General features: G+C 65.3%; 11 protein-coding genes. 5 read left to right on the top strand and 6 right to left on the bottom strand.

Translation table 11 applies throughout. The features are described 5' to 3' along the window. Positions 1-206: 206 nt before the first annotated feature. From VHL31_RS03855 to VHL31_RS03830, 6 genes are all read right to left on the bottom strand, one after another. Positions 207-1,079 carry an SMP-30/gluconolactonase/LRE family protein gene (locus VHL31_RS03855; protein ID WP_329659887.1) on the bottom strand — a complete coding sequence of 291 codons (873 nt, stop codon included), beginning with the start codon at positions 1,077-1,079 and terminating at the stop codon, positions 207-209. Positions 1,080-1,101: 22 nt separating this feature from the next. After that, entirely contained in the window at positions 1,102-1,977 is an 876-nt protein-coding gene (locus VHL31_RS03850; protein WP_329659886.1) for an SMP-30/gluconolactonase/LRE family protein, read from the bottom strand. Positions 1,978-1,989: 12 nt separating this feature from the next. After that, positions 1,990-2,766, bottom strand: coding sequence for an SDR family oxidoreductase (locus VHL31_RS03845; protein WP_329659885.1), 777 nt, complete (start codon positions 2,764-2,766; stop codon positions 1,990-1,992). A gap of 13 nt (positions 2,767-2,779) precedes the next feature. Then, complete coding sequence (locus tag VHL31_RS03840) at positions 2,780-4,858, bottom strand: ABC transporter permease (RefSeq protein WP_329659884.1); 2,079 nt, start codon at positions 4,856-4,858, stop codon at positions 2,780-2,782. After that, positions 4,855-6,393 (bottom strand): sugar ABC transporter ATP-binding protein, encoded by a 1,539-nt coding sequence (locus tag VHL31_RS03835; RefSeq protein ID WP_349262353.1) that lies wholly within the window; start codon positions 6,391-6,393, stop codon positions 4,855-4,857. Before VHL31_RS03835 ends, VHL31_RS03840 begins: the two co-directional genes overlap by 4 nt. Positions 6,394-6,474: 81 nt before the next feature. After that, positions 6,475-7,548: a sugar ABC transporter substrate-binding protein gene (locus VHL31_RS03830; RefSeq protein ID WP_414653633.1), complete on the bottom strand. Its 1,074-nt coding sequence runs from the start codon at positions 7,546-7,548 to the stop codon at positions 6,475-6,477. A gap of 189 nt (positions 7,549-7,737) precedes the next feature. Between VHL31_RS03830 and VHL31_RS03825 the strand changes: the two genes are divergently transcribed. From VHL31_RS03825 to VHL31_RS03805, 5 genes are all read left to right on the top strand, one after another. Then, positions 7,738-8,418: a GntR family transcriptional regulator gene (locus VHL31_RS03825; protein WP_329659881.1), complete on the top strand. Its 681-nt coding sequence runs from the start codon at positions 7,738-7,740 to the stop codon at positions 8,416-8,418. 261 nt (positions 8,419-8,679) lie between these two features. Further along, on the top strand, positions 8,680-10,272 hold the full coding sequence (locus VHL31_RS03820) for an MASE4 domain-containing protein (RefSeq protein ID WP_329659880.1): 1,593 nt from the start codon (positions 8,680-8,682) through the stop codon (positions 10,270-10,272). Further along, a complete protein-coding gene (locus VHL31_RS03815) occupies positions 10,265-10,900 on the top strand; it encodes a response regulator transcription factor (protein WP_329659879.1) in 636 nt (211 codons plus the stop codon). Before VHL31_RS03820 ends, VHL31_RS03815 begins: the two co-directional genes overlap by 8 nt. 110 nt (positions 10,901-11,010) lie before the next feature. After that, positions 11,011-11,703 (top strand): hydrolase, encoded by a 693-nt coding sequence (locus VHL31_RS03810; RefSeq protein WP_329659878.1) that lies wholly within the window; start codon positions 11,011-11,013, stop codon positions 11,701-11,703. A 66-nt stretch (positions 11,704-11,769) separates the two neighbouring features. Further along, on the top strand, positions 11,770-11,932 hold a 163-nt coding region (locus VHL31_RS03805), incomplete at its 3' end, for a DUF1427 family protein (RefSeq protein ID WP_329659909.1).

The raw sequence follows: 11,932 nt of genomic DNA, 5'->3' as shown, positions 1-11,932 counted from the left end.
CAAGCGCCGGCTGGTTCCGTCATGGGACATGCCGCGCTACCGGCCGCGCGGTCACCTCTCTGCTACCGGCATTGCAACAACGGCCGTGCATCTCCAGGCTGCTGACTTGCGGCAGGCGGATGCGACATGGGACAGCAGTCTGGTCCGGCCGCCTTCTGCTTCCAATGGCTAGACCACATCCATGTCGTCCGGCGGCGGCCCAGGGTTCAGCCAGCGAATCGGGCTTCCGGCACACCGCGCACGCCGAGATCATGGATCGCGAACAAGGCACCGCGCGGCGCCGGGTCGTCAGGAAAACGCGGGAGCGGCGGCTTGGCCATCGAGGTGACATAAAGGACGTCCAGGTCCGGTCCGCCGAACATCACGCTCGTGACCTTCTTGACCGGCATGTCGATGACCCTGTCGACGTGCCCGTCCGGCGTATAACGGACGAGCTTGCCGATATAGACGATGGCGCTCCACACGCAGCCCTCAGCGTCGACGGTAGCACCATCAAAGCCGCCGCCTTCATACGTCATCCTGGCGAAAGCGCGCTTGTTGGCAATTGCACCGGTCTCAAGGTCATAGTCATAGGCGGAGATCTGGCCCGACCAGCTGTCGGTGAAGTAGAAGGTACGGCCGTCCGGGCTCCAGCACGGTCCGTTGGAGACAATGATGCCGCTCTCGAGCTTCGTCACCCGGTGGTCCGGGTCCATCCGGTACAGGGCTCCGTTCGGGCCTTCCTCCATCGTATCCATCGAGCCGGCCACGAAGCGGCCCTGCCGGTCGACCTTGCCGTCATTGATGCGGTTGTTCGGCCGATCCGGCTCGGGATCGTGGATCAGCTCGACCTCGCCGCTCTCGAAGTCCAGGAAGTGCCAGCCTCGCTGCAGCGAGACGACGGCGCCGCCATTCCTGCGCAGGCACATCGAGCCGATCTTCTGCGGCACGTCCCAGGCACGGACTTCGCGGCCGTCCTCCGTGCAACGGAACACGCGGCCGTCGAAGCTGTCGATCCAGTAGAGACGCTGCTCTTCCACGTCCCACAGGGGGCCTTCGCCGAGCGTGGTCTTGACGTCGACCAGGACCTCGATGCGCATCACTTCTTTTCCCGATCCGGTTTCAACCTTTGAAGCGCGGCTCAGGCACGCCACGCACGCCCAATCCGTGGACAGCGAACAGGCCGCCAGCCTCGCGTTCCTGCCGGCGGCGCCCCTGGAACGGCCGGGCCATGGAGGTGACATAGAGAATGTCGAGATCGGCGCCGCCGAACATCACGCTGGTGATGCTGTCCACCGGCATGCCGACCAAGCGATCGATGGTCCCATCGGGAGCGAATCGAACGAGCCGGCCGCCATAGACCTCGGCGCTCCAGACATAACCCTCCGCATCCACCGTGGCGCCGTCCGGATACCCGCGCAGATGACCCTCGAAGTCAGCGAAGATCCGTCGGCTCAGCAGGTCGCCCGTGGCGATGTCGTAATCGTAGGCCCAGATCTTCCTTGTCCAGCTGTCGGCGAAATAGAGGATCCTGCCGTCCAGGCTCCAGCAGGGGCCATTGCTGACGATGATGCCGCTCTCGAGCTGGGTGACGCTCAGGTCGGGGTCGAGCCGATAAAGGCCGGAGAGCGGCTCGCGCTCCTCGTAGTCCATGCCGCCAGCGACGAATCGGCCCTGGCGGTCGACCTTGCCGTCGTTCATCCGGGTACGGCGGTTGCCCGCCTCCGGATCCCCGATGGGCCGCACCTCACCCGTCTCCAGGTCCAGGAAGTGGAAGCCGTTGCGCAGGCTCACGACCGCCCCGCCCTTCTCGCGAAGGCACATCGAGCCGATATGCTCCGGCACCGGCCAGCTCCGCACGTCCCGGCCCCAGGCATCGCAGCGATGGACCGATCTGCCGTGGCTGTCGATCCAGTAGAGGCGCTGCTCCTCCACGTCCCACAAGGGACCTTCGCCCAGCTCGTTCCTGGCGTCGATCAGCAGTTCGATCCGAAGCATCGTGTTGGATCCTCAAAGCGATTCGACGTTGCCGTCGACGCCCAGCGACTGGCCGGAAACATTGCGGCCGGCCGGCGAGACCAGAAACAGCACCATGGCGGCTACGTCCTTTGGGCTCACCATCCGCCGCATCGAAACGCGGCTGAGATACTGCTTCTCCATCTCCTCGTAGGGGACGCCCACCTGCTCGGCCCTGGCGCGGATGACACCTTCCATCCGCGGCCCTTCGACGATGCCCGGCAGGATCGCGTTCACCGAGATGTTGAAGGGACCGAGTTCCTTGGCGAGACTCTGGGTCAGGCCGATCACGCCCCATTTCGCGGCGGCATAGGGCGTGCGGAAGGCATAGCCGAACCGCCCTGCAGCCGAGGACATGTTGATCATGGCACCGCCGCCGGCTGCTTTGAGCATCGGCACGGCGCGGCGCGCGCACAGGAACTGGCCGGTCAGGTCGATGTCGATGCAGCGCCGCCAGTCGGCGAGACTGATCTCCTCGATCGCACCGGTCGGGCCTGCGATCCCCGCGTTATTGACCAGGACGTCGAGGCCACCCAGACGCTCCTGCAGATCGCGGAACAGCGCCTCGACCTGCGCCTCATCGGCGACATCGGCGACCGTGGTGCCAATACTGGGATCTGCCTGACGCAATCTGGCCAGTGCGCCCTCGTCCACGTCGCAGACATGGATCCGCGCACCGGCCTCGGCGAGCGTGTCGACGATCGCCCGGCCAATGCCGGATGCTCCGGCGGTCACCAGGACGCGCCGTCCTTCTGCCGCGAAATCGGCCATTCGCTTCGTCTCCTCAAGCATGACGTTCGCGCAGCGCCAGCACGGCGGCCAGTACGACGAGGCCAAGCACGATGTCGCGCACGGCCGTGGGTAGCGTTGTTCCGGCAAGGAGTGTCGAGAGGGCCGTGAGCAGCAGCACACCGCCGAGCATGCCGAGATAGTGGCCGCGTCCGCCGGTGATCAGCGTGCCGCCCACCACCACGGCGGCGATCGACGGCAGCAGGTACTCATCGCCCATGCCGAGGCTGGCTTGGCCGGAAAAGCCGGAGAGCAGGATGCCCACCAGTCCTGCACAGAACCCGGACAGCGCATAGGTCCCGATCAGCGTTCCGCCGACGCCCACGCCAGAGAGCCTTGCAACCATTGGGCTGTTGCCGACTGCATAGATCCGCCGGCCGAACGCGGTGCGCCCCAGCAGCAGCAGGGCCGCGCCGACAAACAAGGCCAGCAGCCAGATGACCGGCGTGATGCCCAAGAAGCTACCGGTCATGAGCCAGCGCTGGGCGGGCGAGGCGAAGCCGGCTGGCGTGCCGTCGCTATAGACCAGGGCAGCACCCTGCAGGATGCCATTCATCGCAAGGGTCATGACGATCGGTGGCAGGCCGAGGAACACGATGCCGGCACCATTCAGCATGCCCAGGACCATACCGAGCAGCAGCCCGAACGGGATGACCCAGAGCGCAGCGGCATCTGATCCGCTGATCAGGTCCGCGGTGACAATGCCGATTAAGCCGATCATCCATGGAAGCGAAAGGTCGAGGCCGCCGGTCAGGATGGCTGAACCCTGCCCCAGCGCCAGGATCACGAGAAAGGACGAGAGGACCAGAAGCGAGTTGAAGTAGGCGGGATTGGTAAGGGTGCTGCCATAGATAAGATGCGTCGCGAGCAGCACGATGACAAAGCCAATGTAAGCCGGCAGCACGTAGCGCAGCGTGTGGCGGTGACGCTCCAGCCAGGATGCGTCGGCTCCTTCCATGGCTCTGCCACCAGGCTGGGGCGGCAGACCGGGCGAGAACGGCTTGGACGGATGGCGCGCCGCCAGCGTGCCCTTGCGCCATGCCCGGATCTTGAGACCAGCCAGACGGAGATAGTCGGCAATGGGCGAGTCCCGGTTGAGCGAGCCCACCAGCACGGCCAGGATCAGGATCATTCCCTCGACCACCGAGCTGTAATAGGCGGAAACATTCAGCACGAGCAGGATGTTGACGACGATCATCAGGATGTAGGCGCCGACCACGGAGCCAACGGCGCCGCCACGGCCGCCGCCGAGCATCGTTCCGCCCAGCACGACGGCCGTGAAGACCTGGAGCAGCATCGGGCGGCCGATCAGGGGGTCGGCTGAGCCGGTTTGGGCAGAGATGAAGGCGCCGGCCGCGCCATAGAACAGGCCGGCCAGCACATAGGTCCAGAACTTGATGCTGCGGGTCCGGATGCCCGCGGCCCGTGCCGCCTCCTCGTCGCTGCCCACGGCATAGATACCGGTTCCAAAGCGCGAATTCCGGATCAGGATCCAGATGCCGATCGCCACGAGCAGGACGACCACCGGTGCGGGGAGGAGTTCCGTGATCACGTCGCCGGTCAGCGCCATGGAGAACTCCGGCGAGATCATGCCGCCGGGCTTGTCCATGATCAGGAGCGTGATGCCCTGGACGATGAACATGGAAGAGAGCGTCACGACGATTGGCTGGAGCCGGATGAAGGCGACGAAGAAGCCGTTGAAGGCGCCGACCAGCCCACCGATCGCGAGGGCGGCCACCGCCATCGTGAATTGTGAGCCGACGTCGGGACCCATCCAGGTCGCCAGCACCACGTTGACCAGCGAGATGACGGCACCCGCCGACAGGTCGAACCCCCCGCTCAGGATGACGAAGGTCTGGCCCATCGCGGCCAGTGCCAGCGTGGCCCCGCCTGACGACATGAAGCTGAGCTCGAAATAGCTGAAGGGCCCAGGCGTGATTGCGGCCACGACCATGAAGAGGAACACAAACACCGTGATCGCCACGAGCAGGCCGCGCCCGCGGGAGAGCGCCAGCGCCCAGCTCGGTCGGCGTCGCCGGACAAAGGCGCGGTCGTCCAGGATGACGCTGCTCATGCCGCGGCTCCCCGGGCATCCTGCTCGCCCAGGGCCACACGCATGATCGCCTCCTCCTCGATCTTGTCGCCTTCAAGCGTGGTCACGATCCGCCCGCCATACATGACGAGCACCCGGTCGCACAGGTTCACGAGCTCGGCGATCTCGGTCGAGTAGAACAGGATGGCTCCGCCGGCGTCTGCGAAGGAGCGCATCAGCAGATAGAGCTGGTGCTTGGTTCCCACGTCCACGCCGCGCGTGGGGTCGAACATCAAGAGCGTGCGGCTGCCGGCCAGCAGCCACTTGCCGATCGCGATCTTCTGCTGGTTGCCGCCAGAGAAGGCTCCCACCGGCGTGTAGAGCGCACGCGGTGCGACCTCCACCTGCTCGAATACCTCGGATACGGCAGCCTTCTCGGCGTCACGGTCGATCAGGCCGCCGCGGGTGAACCGGTCGATCACCGGCAGGGCGACATTGCTGCGGCCATCCATCTTGAGGAACAGACCCTCGGTCTTGCGGTCCTCCGGCACGAGGCTGATGCCAATGTTGGCGCGGATCGCATCCTGCGGCGAGGCGAGCGTCACCGCCTTGCCATCGACCAGGATCTGCCCCTGGGTGACCGGCGCCATGCCGAAGCAGGCCAGGAAGAGCTGCTGCTGGCCCATGCCTTGGAGGGCCGCCACGCCCAGGATCTCGCCAGGCCACAACGAAAAGCTGGCGCCGGCAAGGCGGCCACTGGTCGTCAGGTCACGTACTTCGAGGAAGGGCAGTTGCCCTCGCTGGGGGCGTGGCGTTGGCTTTGGCGGGAAAGTGGCGGCGAGCGAGCGGCCGATGATCATCCGGACCACCTCATCGTCGCTGATTTCGTCGACCGCGGCCGTGCCGACCTCCTTGCCATTGCGGAGCACCGTGAGCCGATCGCAGAACCGGCGTACCTCTGGCATCCGGTGAGAGATGAACACGACGGTGACCCCGGAGCGCGTCACGCCTGCGATCAGTTCGCCCAGCCAATCGATGTCGCGCCCGGACAGGCTCGAGGTCGGCTCGTCCAGCAGAAGAATGCGCGGCTTGCGGAAGATGGCGCGCGCAATCTCGATCTTCTGCCGCACAGGCAGCTCGAGGTCGCGAATCTCGGCGCGCGGGTCGATGTCGTCCAGCCCAAGCGAGGCCAGATGTTCGCTCACCAGCCGTTCGCCTTGCCGTTGCCGGAGCTGACCGAGGAAGCCGGTGGGCGCGTTCGGAAGGAGCATGTTCTCGGCGACGGTAAGGTCGCGGACGAGGGTCATCTCCTGGAAAGCCGTCTGGACGCCATGCCGCTGTGCATCCAGCGGCTGGGCCAGCCGCACGGGCTGGCGGAACAGCGAAATGCTGCCCTCGTCCGGCTGCAGGAGCCCTGAAAGCATCTTCACCGTGGTCGACTTGCCGGCGCCGTTCTCGCCCAGAAGGGCATGCACCTCGCCCTCCCTCACGGCGAAGGACATGCCGGCGAGCGCGACAGTCGCCCCGAACGCCTTGACGATTCGCTCGACCCGAAGAGCTTCGGGAGCGGCATCCATGGAAGCGGCCATCAATGATCCCTGGATCAGGCGGTCGGCGGGGGAAGCCGTGTCATGAGGGTCCCCCGCCGCTTGTTGCGTCTACTCTTCCGGCTGGCCGACCAGGGCTGCCTGCAGGCCCACTTCCGGTGTGTCAGGCGAGTAGATCGACGCGAACCAGCCGGGATTGGTGATGATCGAAGGCTGGAACACGTTGCAGCCCTCGGACATCTCCTGCCAGGTGCCTTCCTTGCAGAGCTTGATCTGCTCGCTGGTGTAGAGCGGGAGCGGCAGGGTGGTCAGGTCGGGGATCTCCTTACCCTCGAGCTTCTGCACCGCGAGCTTGAGCGCCAAGGCCCCGGAGTAGGGCGGCGAGGCGTAGGAGATGCGCTGAGCACCCATCGGGGCGTAAGCGCCATTGGCGCCCTCGACCTCGGTGCCGACCGGCAGCGCCTGGATGCGGCCGCCATTGGCGCCTTCGCCGGCGCAGGGCTTCAGCTCCTCGGGCTTCAGGCCCGCCTCGATCTGCATGGCGTTGGCGGTGAAGCAGCCGACCTGCATCCACAGCCCGTCGATGTCACCCCACTTGTGGGTAGCCAGAATCTTGGACAGCTCGGTACGTGCGTTTGCCTGGCTCCACATGCCGGGCGCCTCGGCGATGATCTCGATCTCCGGGTGCCGGGCGAACACCTCCTTGGCCGCCTTGGTGCGCAGCGTGTCCACCGAGGTGCCGGGCACACCGGTGATCGCGACGATCTTGCCTTTGCCGCCCAGCTTGTCGGCCAGCCACTCGGCGGTCTTCCGCCCGGCTTCCTCCTGGTCGATGGTGACGTTGTAGGCGCAGGGCTCGGTGATCTCGGCGTCGTAGGCGATGATGGTCACGCCCTTGGCGCAGGCGGCGCGCACGACCTGGTTCAGTGCCGTGGGCGAGATCGGGTAGACCACGATCGCGTCCGCACCAGCCTGTACCATCGAGTTGAGCTGCTGGATCTGCCGCTGCGCGTTCGGACCGGCTACCTGAACCTGCAGGTCAACCTTGTCCCGCATGGAGGGGTGCGCGGCCATTGCCTTGAGCATGTTGGCAGCCTCGGCCTGCCAATCATTGCCGATATAGCTCATCGAGAGGTAGATCTTGTGCTTCTCGGCGGCGTCGGCCAGCCCAGCGAGACCAGCCATGCAGGCTATGGCCAGCGCCGGCAGGCGCAGCTTTTTCGCGATTCTCATCATTCTTCTCCCTGATCGCCCGTCTCGCAATGTCGTGGACGGTGTTCCGCTCGTTCTTCTTGCATAATATTTGATCATGGATCAAATCGCTGTGCAACGGTCTGAGCCTCGGGCAGGGCCGCTGGCTCATGGAGGCGAAGGATGGCATCCGCGCGGTTGGATTGGCGGCTGCCCGCACGCCCGGTCGGCAGGGAGAGCGTGCAGGATCGGGTCTATCGGCAGCTCGTCGCGATGATCCTCGACGGTGAGATCGAGCCGGGCCGTACAGTTACCATCACCGGTATCGCCGATGCGTTCCAGGTCAGCGCCATGCCGGTACGCGAAGCGTTGCATCGCCTGACGGCAGCCAAGGCCTTGACGGTCGTAGCCGGCCGATCCGTCGGCATTCCACCGCTCACGGTGGAACGCCTTTCGGACCTGAGGCGGGTACGGGTCGAGGTGGAAGGTCTTGCGGCCGAATGGGCGGCTGCGAACATCGTGCCCAGCACGCTCGCCCGACTAGACGAACTCATCGCGACGATGTCGTCCCATCTCGGGCAGGAGGACCGGAAGCACTTTCTGCCGGTCAACCGTGAGTTTCACTTTGCCGTCTACAGGACAGCAGGGTCCGAGGCGCTGCTGGCGCTGATCGAAAGCCTCTGGCTGCAGATCGGGCCGTATCTGAATCTGCTCCGTGGCTCAGGCAATTGGCGTACGGCCAACCAGCAGCACCAAGCCCTGCGTGACGCGCTGGACAAGCGAGATGGCAGAGGAGCCCGTGCGGCAGTTCGGGCCGACATCGAGGAGGCTGCCGCCATTCTTGGCCGGCTCCTGCAGGGCTGACCGCGTTGGGCGTTTTCCAGCCTGCCCGGGGTGCCGACGCCTCAGGCGCCAGCCTGCCGCCATTCCATCGGGGTGGTCGCTGCAGGCCGAACATGACACAGCCACCGAGCCAATGGACGAGGCCAGGGTGAGACCGTCTGGCAAGACCGGTCGCCGGTCGGCCACGAGGTTGCGGTGAAGGCCACTCAGGCTAAGCTGGCTACGGCAGATCGTTGCGTCACCCGATCCCGAGCGTTCCGCTTGAACCCTTCGAGCTCCATCATGCCCGGCGATCAGGACCTCCTGCTGAGTGCCAGGATGGCCGACCACAAGCATGACCGGCTGGCCTGGGCGATGGGAGCGGCGCTGCTGCTGGGACTGCTGATCGCTGCTCCCTTCTCCAAAACCGTCCTCCATGGGACTGAAGCGCTGCTGCCGGCCTATGCCGCCGCAGTGCTGATCATCGACATGATTGCGGTGACGCTGCTGCTGGGACAGTTTGCGGTGCATGGCGTGATCGCCTTGCTCGTTCTGGCCCTGGGCTTTCTGCTCTCCGGCCTGCTTGTCGTGCCATGGGTGGCGACGTTTCCCGGTGTGTTCTCGGCGACAGGCCTACTGGGTGCTGGTCTGCAGACCACCGCCATCATTGCGGCGGCTCGCCGGATCGTCTTTCCGCTCGCTTTGGTCGGCTATGCCATCCTGCAATGCAGGCAGCGCCCGCTAATCGTCAGCGCCTCCAGAGCGCGGCACCTGACACGGGTCGTAGTCGTCGGCTCCATCCTGATGGCAGCCGCCACGACATGGGCAGCAGTCGGTGGCGACCAGCTTTCGCCGGCCTTCATGACAGACGCACGGGCCTCGACAGCCACGTGGACGCTCCTTCTCTACGCCTCGCTGCTCCTGAGTTGCCTGGCGGCCGCCCTGCTACTCGTCCGCAAGCAGCGTTCGCTTCTGGACCTTTGGTTGCTGGTCACGCTGGCAGCCTTCATGAGCGAGATCATGCTGCTGGGCTTCCTTGGCGTAGGCGTCCGGTTCAGCGTCGGCTGGTGGGTCGGACGGGCCTTTGGCTTGGTGTCGGCCAGCATCGTCATGCTGGCGTTGCTCGCCGAGACGACCACATTGCATGCCCGGCTCCTCAAGTCGCTGATGGCTGAGAGCCGCGCCAAGGATGCGCGCGCGACGATGCTGGAGGCCCTGTCGGCGGCCCTCGCCCATGAACTGAACCAGCCGCTCGCCAGCATCGTCACCAGTGCCAACGCGGCGACCCGATGGCTCGAGCGGCCCACGCCCGACCTCGAAGAGGTGGCTGCCCGTCTGCGGCGGATCGCGACGGACGGCCACTGTGCCGCCGCCATCATCACCAGCATTCGTCATGCCTTCGGCAGACGGCCGCGGCCGCACGAGCCGGTCGACCTAGCGAGCTTGGTCCAGCGCGCTGTCCAGACGATGCGCTTGGACGCGAAGCTGGTCGGCGCCGAGTTCATTGTCGACGTCCCTGCGAACCTGCCACCAATCCAGGGTGATGACGTGGCACTACGGCAGGTGGTGCAGAACCTGCTGGCCAATGCACTTGATGCGGTAGCCGGCGTCGACAAGGGGATGCGGACGGTCAGGGTGACGTGCAGGCATCGGGGGGACAATATCGTCATCTCAGTGGCCGACAACGGCACCGGCCTGCACGACGCGGAGCGCCTGTTCGAGCCGTTCTATTCGACCAAGCAACAGGGGATGGGTCTGGGGTTGTTGATCTGCCGGGTTATCGTCGAAGCCCATCAAGGGCGCGTGGCAGCGCTACCCAACAAGCCGCAAGGCGCCATCTTCGAGATCATCATTCCGGCCGCGGCCTCGCCGGCAGGCAGCTCTTTCGATGACTGAAGCAGCCGATTCCGTCGTCTACATCGTCGATGATTCCGAATCGGTGCGCGATTCATTGGAAAGCCTGCTGCGTTCGGTGGGGCTGGCATGCAGGTCTTTTGCCTCGCCGATGGCCTTCCTGGCCGCAGAGCGGCTGGACCTGCCTGCTTGCCTGGTGCTGGACGTCCGTCTGCCCGAGCAGAACGGGCTGAGCCTGCAACAGGCGCTCGCCGCGTCGGGCGACCGGATCCCGATCATCATGATCACCGGCCACGGCGACATTCCAATGACCGTGATGGCGATGAAGGCCGGCGCGATCGACTTCCTGAGCAAACCCTTTCGCGACCAGGATCTCCTGGATGCAATCCAGCGTGGCATCCGGCTCGATCGCATGCGGCGTGCGGACAGCGTGCGCCTCATGGCGTTCCAGCAGCGCTACGCGACGCTCACGCCCCGCGAGCGTGAGGTGATGACGATGGTCGTGGGCGGCATGGCGAACAAGGTGATCGCCGCGGCGCTCGGCCTCAAGGAGATCACCGTCAAGGTTCACCGGGCGCAGGTGATGCGCAAGCTGGAAGCGGGCTCGCTGCCGGAGCTGGTGCGCATGGCGGATGAGCTGAAGTCATTGATGCCAGATGGCCTCGGTTAGCCTTCGATATAATTGAACCCAACTCCTGGGCCTGCGACAGCCTCCCTCATTCGTTCGACCCGCTTCGGCCGCACGCGACCGGAGCAGGCATCGAACCAAGGAGGTTGCCGATGTCCGATCCAAAACTTCACCTGCTGACCCCGAAGAACTCACAGCTCATCTTCATCGACCACCAGCCGCAGATGGCGTTCGGCGTCCAGTCGATCGACCGGCAGGTCCTGAAGAACAACACGGTCGCGCTCGCCAAGTCAGCCAAGGTGTTCGGCATCCCCGTGACCATCACCACGGTCGAGACGGAGAGCTTCTCCGGCCATACCTACCCGGAGCTACTGGCCGTCTTCCCCGAAGAGCCGATCCTCGAGCGAACCTCGATGAACTCATGGGACGACCAGAAGGTCCGTGATGCGCTTGCGCAGAACGGGCGCAAGAAGATCGTGGTGGCCGGCTTGTGGACCGAGGTCTGCAACAACAGCTTCGCGCTCGATGCCATGCGCCATGGCGGCTACGAGATCTACATGGTCGCCGATGCGTCCGGTGGAACGAGCAAGGAGGCGCACGACTACGCTATGCAGCGCATGATCCAGGTAGGGGTCGTACCGGTCACCTGGCAGCAAGTGATGCTGGAATGGCAACGCGACTGGGCGCGCCGCGAGACCTATGACGCGGTCACTACCATCGTCCGCGAGCACTCGGGCGCCTACGGCATGGGCATCGATTACGCCTACACCATGGTCCACCACGCTCCTGAGCGGGTTGCCCACGGCAAGCGTCTCGATCCGGTTCACGCATCGGTCGCGGAATAAGCCAGCTCATCTGACCCGGCTCCCGCCGTCTTGTGCAAGCGAGCGGCCGTTGCAGCGAGTGCAATCATGAAGCCCTATCTGATCGCCCTGGCCGTAGGCCTGTTGGTCGGCGTCATCTATGCCCTTCTCAACGTCCGCTCGCCTGCACCACCAGTCATTGCGCTGGTAGGTCTGCTGGGCATCCTGGTCGGCGAACAGATCCCGCCCCTTGTCAGGCACATCATGGATG

Origin of the sequence: Geminicoccus sp., from assembly GCF_036263595.1 — a bacterium.
Classification (GTDB): Bacteria; Pseudomonadota; Alphaproteobacteria; order Geminicoccales; family Geminicoccaceae; genus Geminicoccus.
Note: the sequence above shows the minus strand (reverse complement) of the source record. Positions and strands in the feature narration are given on the sequence as shown.

Excerpts from the sequence above, each read along its gene's own strand:
- VHL31_RS03825 (WP_329659881.1), top strand. The coding sequence starts at position 7,738 with ATGGCATCCGCGCGGTTGGATTGGCGGCTGCCCGCACGCCCGGTCGGC.
- VHL31_RS03830 (WP_414653633.1), bottom strand. The coding sequence starts at position 7,548 with ATGGCTGGTCTCGCTGGGCTGGCCGACGCCGCCGAGAAGCACAAGATC.
- VHL31_RS03840 (WP_329659884.1), bottom strand. The coding sequence starts at position 4,858 with ATGAGCAGCGTCATCCTGGACGACCGCGCCTTTGTCCGGCGACGCCGA.
- VHL31_RS03850 (WP_329659886.1), bottom strand. The coding sequence starts at position 1,977 with ATGCTTCGGATCGAACTGCTGATCGACGCCAGGAACGAGCTGGGCGAA.
- VHL31_RS03835 (WP_349262353.1), bottom strand. The coding sequence starts at position 6,393 with ATGGATGCCGCTCCCGAAGCTCTTCGGGTCGAGCGAATCGTCAAGGCG.
- VHL31_RS03815 (WP_329659879.1), top strand. The coding sequence starts at position 10,265 with ATGACTGAAGCAGCCGATTCCGTCGTCTACATCGTCGATGATTCCGAA.
- VHL31_RS03820 (WP_329659880.1), top strand. The coding sequence starts at position 8,680 with ATGCCCGGCGATCAGGACCTCCTGCTGAGTGCCAGGATGGCCGACCAC.
- VHL31_RS03810 (WP_329659878.1), top strand. The coding sequence starts at position 11,011 with ATGTCCGATCCAAAACTTCACCTGCTGACCCCGAAGAACTCACAGCTC.
- VHL31_RS03855 (WP_329659887.1), bottom strand. The coding sequence starts at position 1,079 with ATGCGCATCGAGGTCCTGGTCGACGTCAAGACCACGCTCGGCGAAGGC.
- VHL31_RS03845 (WP_329659885.1), bottom strand. The coding sequence starts at position 2,766 with ATGGCCGATTTCGCGGCAGAAGGACGGCGCGTCCTGGTGACCGCCGGA.